The sequence below is a fragment of the Aureimonas sp. AU40 genome (assembly GCF_001463785.1).
Taxonomy (GTDB): domain Bacteria; phylum Pseudomonadota; class Alphaproteobacteria; order Rhizobiales; family Rhizobiaceae; genus Aureimonas.
Map to the genome: position 1 here is coordinate 23795 of NZ_BBWL01000028.1, position 18406 is coordinate 42200.

General features: G+C 66.1%; 15 protein-coding genes. 4 read left to right on the forward strand and 11 right to left on the reverse strand.

Translation table 11 applies throughout. The features are described 5' to 3' along the window. Positions 1–302: 302 nt before the first annotated feature. Entirely contained in the window at positions 303–2951 is a 2649-nt protein-coding gene (gene pepN, locus AUL32_RS08900) for an aminopeptidase N (protein WP_062113850.1), read from the reverse strand. Between the two features lie 272 nt (positions 2952–3223). Here pepN and AUL32_RS08905 point away from each other — a divergent pair, with 272 nt between their 5' ends. Next, positions 3224–4174, forward strand: coding sequence for a DMT family transporter (locus AUL32_RS08905; RefSeq protein WP_244497759.1), 951 nt, complete (start codon positions 3224–3226; stop codon positions 4172–4174). A 9-nt stretch (positions 4175–4183) separates the two neighbouring features. On the opposite strand, the gene AUL32_RS08910 is transcribed toward AUL32_RS08905, so the two are convergent. Together AUL32_RS08910 and AUL32_RS08915 are read right to left on the reverse strand one after the other, a co-directional pair. Further along, positions 4184–5434, reverse strand: coding sequence for an MFS transporter (locus AUL32_RS08910; protein ID WP_061976641.1), 1251 nt, complete (start codon positions 5432–5434; stop codon positions 4184–4186). A 124-nt stretch (positions 5435–5558) separates the two neighbouring features. Continuing rightward, the gene (locus tag AUL32_RS08915) at positions 5559–6455 is read right to left on the reverse strand and encodes a uracil-DNA glycosylase (RefSeq protein ID WP_244497762.1); all 897 of its coding nucleotides are present in this window, start codon (positions 6453–6455) and stop codon (positions 5559–5561) included. A gap of 161 nt (positions 6456–6616) precedes the next feature. Between AUL32_RS08915 and AUL32_RS08920 the strand changes: the two genes are divergently transcribed. Beyond that, positions 6617–8293: an electron transfer flavoprotein-ubiquinone oxidoreductase gene (locus AUL32_RS08920; RefSeq protein ID WP_062113940.1), complete on the forward strand. Its 1677-nt coding sequence runs from the start codon at positions 6617–6619 to the stop codon at positions 8291–8293. A 27-nt stretch (positions 8294–8320) separates the two neighbouring features. Here AUL32_RS08920 and sbmA read toward each other — a convergent pair whose 3' ends face one another. The 4 genes from sbmA to AUL32_RS25100 all read right to left on the reverse strand — a co-directional run bounded on the left by sbmA (position 8321) and on the right by AUL32_RS25100 (position 12443). Further along, positions 8321–9553: a peptide antibiotic transporter SbmA gene (gene sbmA, locus AUL32_RS08925; RefSeq protein ID WP_062113862.1), complete on the reverse strand. Its 1233-nt coding sequence runs from the start codon at positions 9551–9553 to the stop codon at positions 8321–8323. Positions 9554–9675: 122 nt separating this feature from the next. Beyond that, a complete protein-coding gene (locus AUL32_RS08930; RefSeq protein ID WP_062113864.1) occupies positions 9676–10701 on the reverse strand; it encodes an endonuclease/exonuclease/phosphatase family protein in 1026 nt (341 codons plus the stop codon). Between the two features lie 4 nt (positions 10702–10705). Beyond that, a complete protein-coding gene (locus AUL32_RS08935; protein ID WP_156421381.1) occupies positions 10706–12208 on the reverse strand; it encodes an AMP nucleosidase in 1503 nt (500 codons plus the stop codon). 76 nt (positions 12209–12284) lie between these two features. Beyond that, the gene (locus AUL32_RS25100; RefSeq protein ID WP_156421136.1) at positions 12285–12443 is read right to left on the reverse strand and encodes a hypothetical protein; all 159 of its coding nucleotides are present in this window, start codon (positions 12441–12443) and stop codon (positions 12285–12287) included. A 176-nt stretch (positions 12444–12619) separates the two neighbouring features. Between AUL32_RS25100 and AUL32_RS08940 the strand changes: the two genes are divergently transcribed. After that, complete coding sequence (locus AUL32_RS08940) at positions 12620–13327, forward strand: glutathione S-transferase family protein (RefSeq protein WP_061976637.1); 708 nt, start codon at positions 12620–12622, stop codon at positions 13325–13327. Between the two features lie 206 nt (positions 13328–13533). Here the strand turns inward: AUL32_RS08940 and AUL32_RS08945 are convergent, their stop codons facing one another. The 3 genes from AUL32_RS08945 to AUL32_RS08955 all read right to left on the reverse strand — a co-directional run bounded on the left by AUL32_RS08945 (position 13534) and on the right by AUL32_RS08955 (position 16134). After that, a complete protein-coding gene (locus AUL32_RS08945; RefSeq protein ID WP_062113866.1) occupies positions 13534–13878 on the reverse strand; it encodes a DUF2147 domain-containing protein in 345 nt (114 codons plus the stop codon). Positions 13879–14161: 283 nt separating this feature from the next. After that, positions 14162–15433, reverse strand: coding sequence for a porin (locus AUL32_RS08950; RefSeq protein ID WP_061976635.1), 1272 nt, complete (start codon positions 15431–15433; stop codon positions 14162–14164). A gap of 350 nt (positions 15434–15783) precedes the next feature. After that, positions 15784–16134, reverse strand: coding sequence for a DUF2147 domain-containing protein (locus AUL32_RS08955; protein WP_061977856.1), 351 nt, complete (start codon positions 16132–16134; stop codon positions 15784–15786). Positions 16135–16415: 281 nt separating this feature from the next. Here AUL32_RS08955 and AUL32_RS08960 point away from each other — a divergent pair, with 281 nt between their 5' ends. Further along, positions 16416–16679 carry a hypothetical protein gene (locus tag AUL32_RS08960; protein WP_062113869.1) on the forward strand — a complete coding sequence of 88 codons (264 nt, stop codon included), beginning with the start codon at positions 16416–16418 and terminating at the stop codon, positions 16677–16679. Positions 16680–16709: 30 nt separating this feature from the next. Here AUL32_RS08960 and AUL32_RS08965 read toward each other — a convergent pair whose 3' ends face one another. After that, on the reverse strand, positions 16710–17801 hold the full coding sequence (locus AUL32_RS08965; RefSeq protein WP_062113872.1) for a pyridoxal phosphate-dependent aminotransferase: 1092 nt from the start codon (positions 17799–17801) through the stop codon (positions 16710–16712). Between the last annotated feature and the right edge of the window lie 605 nt (positions 17802–18406).

Genomic DNA, 18406 nt, shown 5'->3' on the forward strand with positions numbered 1-18406 from the left:
CGACCCCTCGTCCGCCGTCCATGAAATCGGGCTCCGCCAGCCCGACTCAGGGGTCAATCAAACAGAGCGCGACTCGCTTGTCCAGCGCTGCGGAAGGCAAAGAGCAGGGTCGAAGCAAGCCTCAAATCTTGCTGTTGCGCCCTGCACACAGGGCTTTCCCCCGCTTTTCTTCCCTTAGCCTTAACAAAACGTGAACACTGCAGTTTCGGACTTCGCAAGGTCGATTTGGCCATCTCCTCGATCCCTGCGAAGTCAAGCGATTTTCGCCGTTCCTTGCCCGTTCGGCGATCTGCTTCGAACGCTTACTCCAGCGTTCGGGTGAGAATGTCCGTCAGGTCGCGCGAGAGGCTGCCTCGGCCGGCGAGATTGCGAAGCGCCGCCTCGGCCGCCGCGCGCCGGGGCGCGTCGAAGGAGCGCCAGGAGCGGAAGGCCGTGGCGAGCCGCGCCGCCGTCTGCGGGTTCAAGCGGTCGAGCTCGGCCAGACGTTCGGCCACCCAGCGATAGCCCGTGCCGTCCGCGCGGTTGAAGCCGCGCTGGTTGCCGGTCGCAAATCCGCCGATCAGCGCCCGCGCCCGGTTCGGATTGGCGAGCGTGAACTTGGGATGGCGGCGCAGCGCCTCCACCGCGTCCACGATGGTCTCACTCGGGGCCGTCGCCTGCAATGTGAACCACTTGTCGAGCACCAGCGCGTCGTCTTCGAAGCGCGCGAAGAAGGCGGCGAGGGCGGTCCGGCTTTCCTCCGCCTCGGGGAAGAGATGAACGAGCGCGGTGATGGCGGCGAGCCGGTCGCTCATATTGCCGGCCGCCTCGAACTCGGCAAAGAGCGGCTCGGCCGAGGGCAGGGTGGTGGCGCCGATCGGCAGAAGCGCGGCGCGCAGTGCCCGGCGACCGGCGCTGGCCGCGTCCGGGCGGAAGGGGGCGTCGCCATCGGCGAGGCCTGCGCGCAGCGCCGGGAAGCGCGCGCCGCCCGCTTCCGCAAGCCGGCGGAGAGCGCCGCGCCGGGCGCGGTGGATCGCTTCGGGATCGATGTCGCTTCCGACCAGCCGCGCGATCTCCGCTTCGCCGGGCAGCGTGACCATCAGCGCGCGCAGCGCCGGCTCCAGCGCCTCGTCCGCCGCTGAGCGGCACAGGGCCTCGATCACGGCCTCGTCATAGGTCGGCTTGCGTCCCGCCGTCTCGGCAAGGGCTGCCTCGCGCAGCATCTCGCCGGTGAGATCGGTCAGGGCGCGCCAGCGGCCGAACGGGTTGGGGTCGAGCCGCGCCAGCGCGAGCCTTGCTTCGCGCGGCTGGTCGTGGCGCAGGGTGACCGGGGCGGAGAAGTCGCGCAGGATGGAGACCAGCGGCCGGGTTTCGCCGGTCTCGAAGACCAGTTCTGCGCTCTGCGTGGTGAGGTGAATGACGTCGCCCTCCACCTCCGCCTCGCCCGCGAGGGGCGCGATCGCCAGGTCTTCGCCACCCGGCCCGACGAGGCCGAAGCGAACCGGCATGTGGAAGGGCTCGGTGCCGGTTCCGGCCGCGCCCTTGGCGAGCGACTGTTCGAGGCGCAGCGTCAGCCGCCCGTCGGCAAAACGCTCGGTCACGCTCAGGACCGGCGTGCCGGCCTGATGATACCAGAGCGAGAATTGCGAGAGATCGGTGTGTCCCGCTTCCTCGAAGCAGCGGAGGAAATCCTCGATCGTCGCGGCCTCGCCGTCATGGCGCGCGAAATAAAGGTCCATGCCGGCGCGAAAGGCGTCCGGGCCAACGATCGTCTCGATCATGCGCACCAGCTCGGCGCCCTTCTCGTAGACGGTGGCCGTGTAGAAGTTGTTGATCTCGCGGTAGCGCGTCGGGCGGACGGGATGCTGCAGCGGGCCCTGATCCTCCGGGAACTGCTGCGCCTTCAACCCATGCACGGAAGCGATACGCTTGACCGCGCGCGAGCGCTCGTCGGCGGAGAATTCCTGATCGCGGAAGACCGTCAGCCCTTCCTTCAGGCAGAGCTGGAACCAGTCCCGGCAGGTGATGCGATTGCCGGTCCAGTTGTGAAAATACTCGTGCGCGATGACGGTCTCGACGCCGGCATAGTCGCCGTCCGTCGCCGTGTCGGGGTCGAGCAGCACGTATTTGTGGTTGAAGACGTTGAGACCCTTGTTCTCCATCGCCCCCATGTTGAAATCCGAGATCGCGACGATGTTGAAGACGTCGAGATCGTATTCGCGCCCGAAGCGCCGCTCGTCCCAGACCATGGAGCGCTTCAGCGCGTCCATCGCATAGGCGGCGCGTTGGCTGAGGCCCTTTTCCGTGTAGATGCCGAGGCGCACGTCTCGCCCGCTCGCCGTGGTGAAGCGGTCTTCCAGAAGATCGAGATCGCCGGCGACGAGCGCGAAGAGATAGGCGGGCTTGGGATGGGGGTCGTCCCACACCGCGAAGTGCCGCCCGCCCTCCAGCTCGCCGGCTTCCACCGGATTGCCGTTGGCCAGCAGCACGGGCGCGCCCGCGCGGGCCGCCTCCAGGCGCACGCGATAGGTCGCGAGCACGTCCGGCCGGTCGAGGAAGTAGGTGATGCGGCGAAAGCCCTCCGCTTCGCACTGCGTGCACCACACGCCGTTTGAGCGGTAGAGACCCATCAGCTGCGTGTTGCTTTCCGGCGAAAGCTTCGTCTCGATTCGCAGCGCGAAGCGGCCGCTGGTCGGCAGATCCTCGATCGTCAGCTGCTCCGGCGTCGCGGTGAACCGGTCGGCCGCGAGCGGCTCGCCGTCGAGCGCAAGGCCGGTCAGCGCCAGCTCGTCGCCGTCGAGAACGAGCGGCACGGTTTCCGACACTCCCTCGCGCCGCTCCAGCACGATGTCGGTGGAGACGTCTGCCGAGCCTTCCGCCAGCGCGACCCGCATCTCGACATGATGGATGACGAAATCGGTGGGCCGGTAGTCTTCGAGCCGGATGATCTGTCCGTCGTCGGTTCGCAGCATGGGGGACTCGCCTTCCAGAATGCCAGATGGTGTTTCGGGGATAGCGCCGATCCGGCCGGCTTGCCAACATCGCGGTGGCTCGTTCACGCGATATGTCCGGGGCGAACGCAAGTTTCCCCGATGGAACGGCGTCAGGGGTCGACGCCTGGGGGAGAGTTTCCTATCACCCTCCCTATCCCAGGCCGTCGCCCGTTCTTTCCCGGTTCGAGCCGGCGGCCGCATCGCTTGGCGGCCAAAGCACGGCGGCCCCAGGCCAGCCGAAGCTTGGTGCCATGTCCGCGTCCCCCTTCGTCCCGTCCCCCCAGCCCATGCTCGGGATCGGGCTCAAGGTGCTCTCCGTCATCATCTTCGTCGGGATGCAAACCGCGCTGAAGACGCTGGGCGAGTCGATCCCCGCCGGGCAGCTCGTCTTCTTCCGCTCCTTCTTCGCGCTGGTGCCGGTTGCGATCTATCTCTTGTATCTCGGCGAGTTGCGCACGGCGCTGCGCACCGACGACATCGCGGGCCATTTCCTTCGCGGCATCATCGGCGTCACCTCCATGGGCCTCGGCTTCTTCGCCCTGTCGCGGTTGCCCTATCCCGAATGGATCGCGATCTCCTACGCGACGCCGCTCATCACCGTTGTCTTCGCTGCCCTGTTCCTCAAGGAAACGGTGCGGGCCTATCGCTGGGGCGCGGTGCTGATCGGCCTGTGCGGCATCCTTGTGGTCGCCGCGCCGAATTTCAGCGTCACGGCCGAGGCGGTGGACCCCGACCGCGCCTATGGCATCCTGGCCTCGCTCGGCGGATCGGCCTTCGCGGCGATCGCCATGATCCAGGTGCGACGGCTGGTTCGTAAGGAGCGCACGCCGACCATCGTGGTCTACTTCTCGCTGACCTCCAGCATCGTGGCGCTGTCGACCATCGTCTTCGGCTGGGTCTGGCCGAACCCCGTGCAGTTCGCCGCGCTGGTTCTGGCCGGGCTCTGCGGCGGTGTCGCGCAGCTTCTCCTCACCTCCTGCTACCGCTACGCCGACACGTCCACCATCGCGCCCTTCGAATACACCTCGATGCTGTTCGCCATCGCGATCGGCGTCCAGTTCTTCGGGGAAACGATCCAGGCCTCCACGCTGATAGGCGCGGCGATCGTCATCGCGTCGGGCGTCTTCATCATCTATCGCGAGCACAAGCTCGGGCTGGAGCGGCGCAAGGCACGCCGCGTCGCCGCGCCTTCGCAGGGTTGATGCGAACGGTCACTCGCCCGGCAGATTGCCTTCGGCGCGCGGATCGAGTTCGAACGAGGCGGGCGTCTGCGTGCGCGCGAAGGGCACGGACTTGAACTCCTCGCGGCTCTCGGCCGGCAGGGCTTGCCGCCGCATCATGCGGAAGGCGGCATAGCCCGCGAGCGCGGCATGAGCGCCGCCCGTCGCCAGAAAGATGCCGCTCGGGCCGCCGCGCTCCATCAGCCAGGCGGCGAGCATCGGCCCGCCCATCGTGCCGAAGCCGTAGAGAATGAGTAGGCCACCGGAAATCTTCACGAAGTCGGCGGTGTCGGCATAGTCGTTGGCATGGGCGACGGCCAGCGAGTAGGCGGGGTAGGTCACCCCGCCCATGACGAAGGCGATGGCGAAAAGGGTCAGCACGTTGCCGGACCAGAAGCTGAGCGCGAAGGTGGAGGCGCCGAGCCCGATGACGCCGGCCAGCACCATCACCGCGCGCCGGTCGATCCGGTCAGACAGCCGCCCCAGCGGCACCTGCAGCACCGCGCCGCCCGCCATGGTGGAAACGAGCAGCGTCGAGATCTCTGCGGTGGACAGGCCGATCTTCTGGCCGAGCACCGGGGCCATGTTGGTCCATGCGCCGGACAGGATGCCGGAGGCGAACACGCCCATCACGGCGGCGGGCGAGTTGCGATAGATGGCCTTGAGGTCGAGCCGCACCTGCGTCAGCGGCTTGGGGCTCTCGGCGCGCGACAGGGCGGTCGGGATCACCGCCATGATGTAGAAGATCGCGCAGAGCATGAAGCCGGTGGCGAGCTCCGGCCGGGCCAGCGGCATGGAGAACTGGCCGCCGATCATCGCGGCCATGGAGATCACCATGTAGAGCGAGAAGATGCGCCCGCGCGTCTGGTTGGTCACGCGCTCGTTCAGCCAGCTCTCGATCACCATGTAGGCGCCGGCCAGCGCGAAGCCGGCGAGGCCGCGCGCCAGGATCCAGGCGAGCGGGTGGACGATCAGGCCATTCAGAAGAACCGAGATCGCGAGCAGCGCGGCCAGCGAGGAAAAGGCCCGGACATGGCCGGCCGAGCGCACGATGGCGGGCATGACGATGCAGCCGACCGTGAAGAACACGGCGTAGCCGGTGCCCATCAATCCGATTTCGTAGGGGCTCCAGCCCTCGATCGCGGCGCGCACGGGCAGGAGAATGCCCTGCAGCCCCGCCCCGGCCATAAGGAAGAAGGTGGACAGGAGGAGCGACACGATCGGCAGGATGCTGGCGCGCATGGGACATTTCCGAGGCTGGGGTCGGCCGGGGCGAGCCGAACTCTCTCCTAGCCCAACCCACATTGCAGCGCACCCGAATTAGCGACGGATCATGTCGTCTTGCGGACAGCGCTCGGAAAACCCGTCAATCCTTCTCGTCGAGCTTGGCTTTGAGAGCCAGAAGATCGCGCCATGCGAGCCGCTTCTGACTGGGCTGGCGCAGGAGATAGGCGGGATGCAGCATGGCCATGGTCGGCACCGTCGCGCCGTTCGGCAGGGTAATGCTCGCCCAGCGGCCACGCAGGCGCATGATCCCTTCTTCCGAGCGCAGGAGCACCTTGGCCGAAGGCGAGCCAAGGCAGACGAGAATGCGCGGGTTGACCAGTTCGATATGGCGCAGCGTGAAGGGTAGGCAGGTCTCCGTCTCGGCCGGCGTCGGCGTGCGGTTGCCCGGCGGGCGCCAGGGCACGGTGTTGGTGACGCGCACGTCCTCGCGTTTCAGCCCGACCGAGCCGAGCATCCGGTCGAGAAGCCGGCCCGAGCGGCCGACGAAGGGCTCGCCCGCCAGATCCTCGTCGCGCCCCGGCGCTTCGCCCACCAGCATCAGATCGGCCGTTTCCGAGCCGTTTCCGAACACGAGATTCTTGGCCGTCGCCTTCAACCCGCAGCCGGTGAACTCGGCCAGCAGCGTCTGAAGCTCGGCGAGGCTCCCGGCCTTGGCCGCCTGCTCGCGCGCCTCGGCCGCCAGCGCCTCGTCGGAGCGCAGCGCAATGGCGGGCGCGGCCGGGCGAGGGGGCAGCGGAGCGGGGCGCCGGTCGGCCGGGGCAGCGAGTGGCGCGGCCCCTTGCGTCGCGGCAGGAGCCGGGCCGCCCGCTGCCGGGCGCCCGGCGCGTCGCCGTTCGGTCTCGGCCTCGGTCTCCGCGAATCGATCGCGTGGCGCCTCGCGGGCGAAGGTGGAGATGCCGGCGCGCGCGTACCAGTCGAGCAGCGCGCTCAGCGCCTCGCCCATCCGTCCGTCCGCTTCTGGCTCAGCCCTCGTCATACGCCTCGTCTTACCGGATCGGCTCCGGCACGGGAACCGGCATCGCCTGCTTTGGGAAAAGCGTCATAAACCCGTTTCGCTCGCTTCATCGGGAAGACATTCACCTGAAGATTCCGTTAGAAGCGTTCGAGAAAATGGAAAACGGCGTGGAGGAAACAGCCATGGCGAGCGAAGCCAGCCCGGAGCGGGAGCTCCCCGAGCGGGAATCGATGGAGTTCGACGTGGTCGTCGTGGGCGCTGGCCCCGCGGGCCTTGCAGCGGCGATCCGGCTGAAGCAGGTCAATCCGGATCTGTCCGTCGTGGTGCTGGAAAAGGGTTCGGAGGTCGGCGCCCATATCCTGTCCGGCTGCGTGCTCGACCCGTCGTCGCTCGACAAGCTCCTGCCTGAGTGGCGCAGCGAGGAGACGCCGATCCGCCAGCCCGTGACCGAGGACCGGTTCTACTTCTACGGCTCGCACGGCGCGGTGCGCCTGCCCAACGCCTTCATGCCCAAGCTCATGGGCAACCACGGCAACTTCGTCGTCTCGCTCGGCTTGGTCTGCAAGTGGATGGCCGAGAAGGCCGAAGCGCTCGGCGTCGAGATCTATCCCGGCTTCGCCGCCACCGAGCTTTTGACAGATGACACGGACCGGGTGATCGGCGTCGCCACCGGCGACATGGGGATCGAGCGCTCGGGCGAGCCGGGGCCGAACTTCCAGCGCGGCATGGCGCTCATGGGCAAATACGTGCTGATCGGCGAGGGCGTGCGCGGCTCGCTAGCCAAGCAGCTGATCCGCCATCACGGGCTCGACGTGAACCGCGAGCCGCAGAAATTCGGCATCGGCATCAAGGAACTCTGGCAGATCGACCCGGCCAAGGCCAAGCCGGGGCTGATCCAGCATTCCTTCGGCTGGCCGCTGGATCTGGCCACCGGCGGCGGCTCGTTCCTGTATCATCTTGAAAACAATCAGGTCTATGTCGGCTTCGTCACGCACCTGAACTACAAGAACCCCTATCTCAACCCGTTCGAGGAGTTCCAGCGCTTCAAGACGCATCCTGACATCGCCGCGCTTCTGGAAGGCGGCAAGCGCCTCTCCTACGGCGCGCGGGCGATCACGGAAGGGGGCTACCAGTCGGTGCCGACCCTGGTCTTCCCCGGCGGCGCGCTGATCGGCTGCTCGGCCGGCTTCGTCAACGTGCCGCGCATCAAGGGCGTTCACAACGCGATCTCGTCCGGCATGCAGGCGGCCGAAGCCGCCGTTGCGGCGATCGCCGAGGGGCGCTCGGGCGATCTCCTGAAATCCTATGAGAACGGCTGGCGCGCCTCGCCCATCGGCACGGATCTTTATGCCGTGCGCAACGTCAAGCCGCTCTGGTCGCGTTTCGGCACGGCGCTGGGCGTGGCTCTGGGCGGGCTGGACATGTGGATGAACCAGCTCGTGGGCTTCTCCGTCTTCGGCACGATGCCTCACGGCAAGACCGACGCAGAATCCACCGAGCCGGCGGACCAGCACCAGCCGATCCGCTATCCCAAGCCCGACGGGGTGCTGACCTTCGATAAGACCTCCTCGGTCTTCCTGTCCAACACCAATCACGAGGAGGACCAGCCGGTCCATCTGCGGGTGAAGGACATGGCGTTGCAGAAGAGCTCCGAGCACGATCGCTACGCCGGCCTGTCGCAGCGCTACTGCCCGGCCGCCGTCTACGAATGGGACGAGACCAACCCGGCCGATCCGCGCTACGTCATCAACGCGCAGAACTGCGTCCACTGCAAGACCTGCGATATCAAGGACCCGAACGGCAATATCACCTGGGTTCCGCCGCAGGGCGGCGAAGGACCGGTCTACGGCACGATGTAGGCCGAACGCCGGCAGGGCCGCCTTCCCTTATCGGGCGGCCCGCAGCGCAGGGGCGGGGACGGGCATTATGTCGACCTCCCCGATCACGGCCTCGAAGGTGCGCAGGCGCTTGAAGATCGATAGAAGCTCTACGATCGTCGTCCAGCTCGTCACGAGGTATTGGAACGAGCTGCGCACCTGCTCGAAGGCGTTGAGGATCTGGTTCATGACGCCGAGCGTGATGGCGCCCGCCGCGATGGTCGGCGCCAGAATGAGATAGGGCACGATCACGTCGACCTGCAGGTAAACGATGCGGGCGACGTTGAAGTAGAGATAGTTGAAGTAAAGGCGGAAATAGCTGCGCCTGACATCGGCGAAGAGCATCGCGACGGTCGGCGGCTGGGCGCGGTCGGCTCGATCCTCGCCGATCACCAGCTCCTTGCGATAGGCCGCCTCGACCTTCTGGTTTGCGAATTCCAGGCCGGGCAGGCGGATACCGACCAGCGCCAGCAAGCCGGTGCCGAAGACCGACCAGAGAAGTGCCGAAGCGACCAACGCATGCGGCACCTCGCCCACGATTGGCAATATGCGCACGGCCGAGGACAGGCCGATCAGGATCGGCAGGAAGGCGATGAGTGTCAGCACCGCTTGGATCAGGTTGACGCCGAGCGCTTCCACCGTCGTGGAAAAGCGCATCGTGTCTTCCTGAATGCGCTGCGAGGCGCCCTCGACGCCGCGCAGCCGGTGCCAATGGGCCATGTAGAACTCGTTCATCGCCTGTCGCCAACGGAACACGTAATGGCTGACGATGAAGCTGGAGATGACGCCGACGGTGACGGCCACCAGCGCCAGCCCGGCGAATGTCAGGAAGCTACGATAGATGTCCCCCGGCGTGACCGATCGCTCATGCGAAAGCGCGGCCTGGATCAGGTCGTAGAACGGCCCGTACCATGTGTTGACGGCGACCGAGACCTCTACTTGGAAATAGGTGAGAAACAGGATCAGCGCCGAGCCGAGGATCGACCAGCGCTCCCAGCGGTGCGGCGAGAATCGATGCCAGAGGCTGGCGAAGATCGATACAGCTGCAGCGAAATAGAGGTCGAACCAGAGCGAGGCGGGCGACCAGAAGCTCGCGATGCCGATTTCCGCCCCTGTGCCGCCGAAGCCGAGATGCGCGCCGAAACGCCGGCCGGCGACATACCAGACCAGGACGCAGAGCGCCGTCCAGAGCGCGACGGAGGGGAAGAATAGGCGGGGGCGGGGAAAGAAGGAAACGAACATCGACTCTGATCCTCAGGAAGAGTCGAATCATGGCAGGCCAGCGGGGCTCGATCCCGTTACGTCTCTGTCATGACGTAAGTTTCATAAACGATCGGGTGCCGAACGACGCGGCGCTCGAAACCTCAAGCGCCGCCCGCCGCCGGCTTCGTGTCCGGGTCCTCGAAGGCGGCAGTGGCGGGCTCGGCGACGCTCTGCGTCGGCGCGGGGGGCGCGGGCAGGAGCGAGAAGCGCAGGAGAACGGGCAGGTGGTCCGAACTCGTGCGTGCCAGCGTCTCGACCTGATCCACGAGGACCTCGGGCGAGACCAGAAGCTGGTCGATCGGCAGGCCGAGCCAGCGCGGCCAGATCTGGCTGAAGCGGACCGTCAGCCAGCTTGGACCGATGCCGCGCACGATCCGCCAGCCGCCCGCGTCCGCCACCGCGCGCACCGCCGCGCTCCAGGGCGCGGCGTTGAAGTCGCCGCCGAGGAGCGAGGGGCCGCCGTCGCGCCGGAGGCTGGCGCCCATGTCGTCGATCTGCTTCCAATGATGTTTCGGCCAGGGCCAGTCGAGATGCAGCGAGGTGACGGCGAGCGTGCGGCCGTTGAGGTCCACGAGCTGGGTCACGCGTCCGTTTCGAGCTTGGCACAGGGCGTCGCCCACGAAGGGGCGGCGCGACAGGATGGCGACGCCGTCCCGCTCGTTCTCCAGCCCGCAATAGGTCTGGAAGGGGTAGCTCTCGGACAGGTTCTGGAACAGATCCTGCCACTCGTAGGTGACCTCTTGCACGGTCACGATATCGGGCCGGGCCTCGCCGATGCGCCGCAGGGCTTCGGCCTTATCCGGTGCATCGTAGAGAAGGTTCATCTGAAGCAAGGTGTAGCCCGGCTGCCCGGCGGCCGGCGGCCGCGCCTCGCGCGGCAGGAGCCAGGGCAGGCTGAAGGCGAGACCCAGCGCGGCGAAGCCGAGCGAGACGGCGAGCGTGCCCCAGGCGCGCAGACCCAGCGCCAGAAGCGCGAGGACGAGGAGCACGAGCGCCAGCTGAAACCGGAAATGGCTGGCGCTGTCGAACGGATGGGCCTCGGCCCCGAAGAAGCCGGCGGCAAGGGCGAGGCCGCAGGCCAGCGCCGCTATGGCGAGCAGCCCCTTCAAGACGACCGAGTCCTGCATGGGGCTACTGGAACGCCGTCTCGAAGAAGGACCGGAGCTTTCGCGAATGCAGCTTCTCGTGCGGCATGTCGGCAAGGCTCTGCATGGTGCGGATGCCGATCTCGAGATGCTGCGAAACCTGCCGCTTGTAGAACTCGGTCGCCATGCCGGGCAGCTTCAGCTCGCCATGCAGCGGCTTGTCGGAGACGCAGAGAAGCGTGCCGTAGGGCACGCGGAAGCGATAGCCGTTGGCGGCGATCGTGGCCGATTCCATGTCGAGCGCGATGGCGCGGGACTGAGACAGGCGCTGCACCGGCTCCGTCTGGTCGCGCAGCTCCCAGTTCCGATTGTCGATCGTCGCGACCGTTCCCGTGCGCATGATGCGCTTGAGATCGTAGCCGGACAGGCCCGTGACGTCGGCCACGGCCTGCTCCAGCGCCACCTGCACTTCGGCCAGCGGCGGGATCGGCACCCAGACCGGCAGGTCGGCGTCGAGCACGTGGTCCTCGCGCACATAGGCATGGGCGAGCACGTAGTCGCCCAGCGCCTGCGTGTTGCGAAGGCCGGCGCAGTGCCCCAGCATCAGCCAGGCATGCGGGCGCAGCACGGCCACGTGGTCGGTGATCGTCTTGGCGTTGCTCGGTCCCACGCCGATATTGACCATGGTGATGCCGCTGCCGTCCGGCCGCGTCAGATGGTAGGCCGGCATTTGCGGCATGCGAACCGGGGCAACGCCGCTTTCCGGCTCCGAGGCGCCGGCGCGGGTCAGGATGTTGCCGGGCTCGACGAAACTGTCATAGCCCCGCCCACCCTCGTCCATCAGCCGCCGCGCCATGACGCAGAACTCGTCGACATAGAACTGGTAGTTCGTGAACAGGACGAAGTTCTGGAAATGACGCGGGCTCGTCGCGGTGTAATGGGCAAGGCGCATCAGCGAATAGTCGACGCGCTGCGCGGTGAAGGGGGCGAGCGGCATGGCCTCGCCCGGCTGCGGCTCGAAATTGCCGTTGACGATGCGATCGTCGGTCGCGGCCAGATCCGGCACGTCGAAAATGTCGCGCAGCGGCTTGTCCAGCTTTTCCGCCAGCGTGCCGTCGACATAGGTGCCTTCGGGCAGGGCGAAATGCAGCGGGATGGGCGTGCGCGACGGGCCGACCAGAATCGGCTGGCCGTGGTTCTTCAGGAGCTGCTCGAGCTGCTCGGTCAGGTAATGGTCGAAGAGATCGGGCCGCGTCACCGTCGTCGCATAGGTGCCGGGGCCGGGCACGAAGCCGAAGGACAGACGCGAATCGACCCGCGCATGGCCGGAGGTCTGGATCGACACTTCGGGATAGAAGGCGCGAAACCGGCGCGACGTGTCGCCCGAGGTCAGCACCTCGTCGAAGCGCTGGCATAGAAACTCGACCGATCGCGCGTAGAGACGAGCGAGTTCCGCCACCGCCTCCTCGGCATTGGTGAAGCTGCGGGCGTCCGGCAAGGCGGGGGAGACGAAATGCGGCACGGGCGAACTCGCGAATGGTTCGGTCATGGCCCCTCATACAAGAGGCGGCCTCGCGCGGGAATGCGGCGCGCCGGGGAAATCTGCCGCTTCCGCCGGGACTAGATCAGTCCGCCGCCGGCTTGAGGCAGACCACGCCGCGGTCGAGGCATCCCGCGCTCGCCACGCCGATGCCGGGGACATGCTGCTTCGACTCCACCAGTTCCGAAAAGCCGAAGGCAAACAGCGCGAAGAGGCTGCAGAGGATGGCGAGGCGAAGCGGCATCGAAGTCTCCATCGGGTCGGGTGTCGAAGTCTGCCTCATGAAGCTGAACCCGGACTGGCCGGGCGGTTATGCTTTCGTTCAGAAAATCTCTACGGGCCACAGCCGGACCGGCAGACCTGTTGCCTAGGAAAGCGCCCCCTAGATTGAAGGCGAAGCCATCATGGAGCCTTCGTGTCATGACACAGCAGACCAAGCCGATCGAACTTCACTATTGGCCGACCCCCAACGGCTGGAAGATCTCGATCATGCTGGAGGAGCTCGGCGTGCCCTACGAGCTGAAGCTCGTGAACATTGGGGCGGGCGACCAGTTCAAGCCGGAGTTCCTGGCGATCGCGCCCAACAACCGGATGCCGGCCATCGTGGACCCGGAAGGCCCGGGCGGCGAGCCGATCTCGGTCTTCGAATCGGGCGCCATCCTCCAATATCTCGGACGCAAGTTCGGGCGCTTCTATCCCAGCGACGAGCGGGCGCGCGTCGCGGTGGAGGAATGGCTGTTCTGGCAGGTCGGCGGGCTCGGGCCCATGGCGGGTCAGGCGCACCACTTCCGCCAATATGCGCCGGAGAAGATCGCCTACGGTATCGACCGCTATACGAACGAGGTGAACCGGCTTTACGGCGTGATGAACAAGCGCCTCGCAGGCCGCGACTTCCTGGCCGGCGACTATTCGATCGCCGACATGGCCTCGATCGGCTGGATCGTGCCGCACGAAAATCAGGGCCAGTCGCTCGAGGACTTTCCCGATCTAAAGGCTTGGTTCGAGCGCATGAAGGCGCGGCCTGCGGTGGAGCGTGGTCTCGCCGTCGGCAAGGCGGAGCGCGAAAAGCTGAACTTGGCCGCCGATAAGAACGCCCAGAGCGTCCTGTTCGGCCAAAAGGCCCGCTGAGCAATCCAACAGCTTGAGCCGCGCAAAAGCGGGGCTCAAGCTTTCGCGAGAGGTTGGCTTGCCGTCGCCGTGACACGCGTCGCGCGGAGACAGCGCTGCTTACGCTTGGAGCCTGCCCGCTGATTCGGATTCGCCGAACAGGCTTCAATGAATCTTCTTCCGGCATTGTCCGCCGGGAAAACCTGTCCGCTTTGCCGGGAAATTCTCTAGCCGCCCTGGCGGCTCCAAGTCTGCGACCGGCAGAAGATGCGCGCGACGCAGCCTGTCAGCACGAGGCTATTACCCGTCACCTCCGCGCTGCCCTCGTAGCTCTTGCCGTCGCGCGGGTCGATCACCGTGCCGGTATAGGTCGGCGCCGCCCCGCCCATCTGCCCGACCGACTTCCCCTTGTAGCGTCCCGTTTCCACGCGCGAGCAGAAGCTCGATCCGCAGCGGGAATAGGTGACGGTCTCGCCGTTCGACAGGCGCCAAGTCCCCAGAATGGGTTCCGCGAATGCCGTGCCGGTTCCGGCAAGGAGGGCCAGCGAAGCGAGAAGGTGGGGATGCAGCATGGGAACTCCCGAGTCGAACGGGGTCTCACATGCGCGCCATCAGCCCGGATTCAAGATCGGTGCGTCCACAAGGCAAACGCTGACGGGGCGGCCCTTGGCCACATCTCCTAGCGACACGCCGTAGGAAAGCGAAAAGCCGTTCCGCGAGAAGCGGAACGGCCCCATGCATTGGCCGACGGGTGGACGAAACGCCGCCAGCCGGGATTTGACTTGCTGGAGGGCAGGTCATGTGTCGGCGAACCGACGAGAAAACCTGCGGACCGAAGCCCGCAGGAACTTTGGATTAGAAGTTGCGCTGGAAGCGCAGGAAGCCGGCGAACTGGTCGGTCTCGCCCACCGGGCCGCCGAAGTCGACGTTCTTGTAGGACACTTCGCCGAGCGTGGCGAAGTTGTTCGTGATCTGGTAGCCGACGTTGGCGACGGCCGCCCAGTACTCGCCCCGCAGGTTGATCAGAGCCGGGCTGTTGTTCACGATCGCGATGAAGCGCGTGTCGAACGTCTCGCCGTACTGGCCGGAGACCGCGACGCCGAACTTGCCGAACTTCTGAGCGTAACCCGCACCAGCGGCCCACTCGAGATAGATCGGCAGAGCGCCCGGGGTCGGGTTCACGATGTTCGGGTTGTTGGCCGACAGCGAGTTGACCGTGCCGAGACCGGCGATCGACGCGTAGACGGTGGGGTCGAAGGCATAGTGACCTTCGATCTTCAGCTGCGAGTCAGCCGCGATCAGGTTCTTGAGCAGCACGCCGCCCTTCAGAGCGAAGGCGTCGTTGTTGCCGTCCTGCAGACGGGTCGGGATCACGCCGGCGAGCGTCACCGGAGCGACGCTGATGCCGTTCAGGCGCTGGTTCGAGAACGAAGCGTAGGAAGCCGCGACGTCTTCAGCGTTGAAGGTCTCGTCGTAGACGGCGGAGAGGTAAGCACCACCCCAGGCGCCGGAGTAGACCAGCTTGGCATGGACGTCCGGAACAACGTCGCCCGTCGCGTCGTCTTCGAGGCCGATCGTGGCCGAGAAGCCGTTGGCGGCGAAGGTGTAGTTGATCTGGTTGGTGTTGAAGTCGCCGACCACGAGGTCCGTGTCGGTGAGCAGGCCGTCCTCGAGACCGCCGACGCCCGACGTCCAGAGCGAGTCGCGGTAACCCATGAGCAGGCCGCCGAGCTGGATGTAGGCCTGGTCCATCGCGTAGTTCGCGTTGGAGCCGCCCTGGGCGTTGGTGGCCTGGACGCGGGCGAAAGCGCGCAGCGTGCCGAGCTCGGTCTCTTCGCGGGCGTCGAAGTTCAGACGGGCGCGGACGCGCGAGCCGACCTGATAGTCGTCGCCTTCGAGGTTGCGAGCCGGGTCACCGGCGACGTTCACCTGGAAGCGGACATAGCCGTTGATGCTGAGGCAGGTCTCGGTGCCGGGGATGTAGTAGAAGCCCTTGCCGTAGACGTCGCAAACGCGGACGTAGTCGACCGGCTCGGGCTCGGCGACGACGACGGCGTCGGCCGCACGAGCGCCAGTGACTGCCACGAGGGCCGCAGCGGAGCCAAGAAGAAGGCTCTTGATGTTCATGTTCTTTTCTCCAGTCAACATTCGGATCGAGCTTCTAGCGAGCTCGTTCGGTTCGTTGGCGAAAGCCTGCGGCAGCGGCGAGGCCCTCTGGGAGGCGTTTAACATGAACGTTTCTTCAGAGAAGAGTCATTTCGGCGGAAGTCAGCTTCGCAACAGCTGCTCATCCTTCCGCGTTGTAGCTTTGCATCACAAGCTAAGGCACCATTAGCAACGCAAATATTCGTCTATTGATCGCGAATCTGTCATTAAAGCTTCAAGGCGCAATTTTGCCTGATTCGTGCCTGACGGCGGCCGCAAAACTGCCCGGCCGCCGCCGTGGTCGCCCTATTGGGCTGGTCAGCCCAGATGCGTCAGACGCGCTTCAGTTCCTGCGAGCGGCAGATCAGCCCGCCCAGCACGCAGCCCGAAACCGAGAGCGTGTCGCCGGAAAGTTTGCCCTTGCCCGTGAACTCGCGGCCGTTGCGCGTGTAGTCGGTGACCGTGCCCTCGTAGGTTCCCGTGCCCGAGGGGGTCATGCGGCCGAACTGCTTGCCCTTGAACGGGCCGTTGACATAGGTGAGGCAAAAGCCGCCCGAGCAGGGGGCGATCGTCGCGTCGTTGCCCGACGGCATCTTCCAGCGCCCCTCGATCGGGTCGGCCTGCGCCAAGGCGGGAAACAGAAGGCCCGCTGCAAGCAGCAACAGCGGCAAGGTCTTTTTCATCATATCCTCCCAAACACGGCGTCTGACGCGCCTTGGGACAGGCTATGCACCTTTCGCCGCCATGCAAGCGGAAGATGAACGGCTTCGCCGTCGAAGGGGCGATGCGCAACGCGATCCGCCTGCTGCTTCGCATTCCTTAGGTTTGGAGGTCGGTTAAGGTTTTCGATTTCCTGCAACGGCTTTTAGTTCGAATTATCCAAGTCTTTTAGAGACCCGTTCAGTTGCCGCTGCCATCCTGCTTGCATGATCGGCCGACGAGGCCAGCAAAAGGAAACCAGGACATGGCACGTTTCGAACTTCAGGACGCAGATTTCGGCACCGCGCTCGGCACGGCCATGCCGCTGGGCGATACGCTCTTCGCCATGGGCCTTCGTCTGGCGGCCGACCCCGCGCAGATCGTCTCGGCCCACATGTACTTCAACCTCGCCGACCGCATGGGCGTGGAAGACGCCGCTTTCCACCGGCAGGACCTCGCCGGCGGCATGACGCGGGTTCAGGTCGCCCGGGCCCAGCGGCTCGCCCGCGAATGGCTCGCCCGCAACTGACGCCGCGCCTTTGCCGCTCAAGGGTCCGGATCAAGCTCTCTCCAGCGCGATCCGCAGCGCCTGGGCGAAGAGATCGAGCTCCTCGTCCCGCCCGACCGTCACACGGATCAGCCGATCCAGCGGCGCGACGCCGGGCATGCGGATGAAGACGCGCTCGCTCAGGATGGCTTCCAGAACCCGGCGCGCATAGGCGCCGTCCCGGCCGCAATCGATCGCGACGAAATTCGTCGCCGAAGGCAGGGGGTGCAGCCCCGCCTCGACGGCGATCGCGCCAAGGCGATCGCGCGCGCGCTCGATCCTCGCGACCGTCTCTCTAAGATAAGCCTGATCTTCGAGGGCCGCGACGGCGCCCGCCTGCGCCATCCGCGACAGGCCGAAATGATTGCGCACCTTGTCGAACTGCGCCACGGTCTCCGGCGCGCCGATCGCATAGGCAACGCGCACACCCGCCATGCCATAGGCCTTGGAAAAGGTGCGAAAGCGCAGGACGTTCGGCCGCAAAGGCTCAAGCGGCGGCAGCGCGCTGGCTGGGGCCAGGTCGCTATAGGCTTCGTCCAGCACCAGAAGCGTTCCCTCGGGAACCGCGTCCATCAGCCGTTCCACAGCCTCCGCCTCCAGCCAGCTCCCGGTCGGATTGTCCGGATTGGCGAAATAGGCGAGCTTCGGACGGACCTCGGCCATGCGGGCAGCCAGTGCCTCCGCATCCTCCCGGTCGTCGCGATAAGGCACGAAGTCCAGAACGCCGCCATGGCCGTTCACATGATAGTTGAAGGTGGGATACGCCCCCAGCGAAGTAACCACCGTGTCGCCGGGGTCGAGCGTCAGCTGCGCCAGAAGGCCGAACAGCCCGTCGATTCCCTCACCCGTCACGAAGCAGTTCGGATCCAGACCGTGATGCGCGGCTAGCGCAGCGCGCAACCCGTGATGCTCGGGGTCGCCATAGGCCCAGCTATCCCGCGCCGCATCGGCCATGGCCTCCAGGACGCGCGGGGAGGGGCCGAACACGCTTTCATTGGCGCCGAGCCGCGCCCGGAAGTGAAACCCCAGCCGCCGTTCCAGCGCCTCGGGGCCCACGAAGGGAACGCTAGCTGGAAGAGCCAGGGTGCGGGCAGTGAACGGCATGGGCGATGCGCCTCTTCTAAATAAGGAGGGGACCGTTGCGCGGGCGACCCGCCGGCTTCGTCTTTTGTTCCATCTTAAAGCCTGTCGCCTCTTCCGTCTTAAAGCCTGTCGCCTCGATTGGAAAAGTCACCGTGTGATCGACTGACCGATGCCGGGGGAAAGGCCGCTAGGCAGACGCTCCGGCTTGATTCGAGTGCCGCGATCGACCTCGCGAGGGTCCGCCGGCTTCGAAACTGACCTCGAACTGACGTTCGGGCGGAGATGGCGGGGCGCTTCGGCCCGGCCCGTCTCGATGGCGCGGAAAGGAGGCGAACTGCCTTTGCATCGCCTGATGATGGCCATCACGCGCGATCGGAATCGGGCGAAACAACATCGAAAACAGGCTGTTGAGAGGAGGCGACGACGATCCTGTTCGGCGGCTCGAAGGCGGTTTCGCCCGTTTCCGGCGGCCCCTTACCATCCTGCAATGCGTGTCTCTCCGGCCACAAGCCTGGCGAAGACGTGTCACCCCAGCCTCAGTGTGTCCTTTCTGCAATTGCGCATGCCGTGACTGTGAATATTCTAAGACGAGAAAGAGCGGGGGACGACCCGGGATTTCTGAGGGT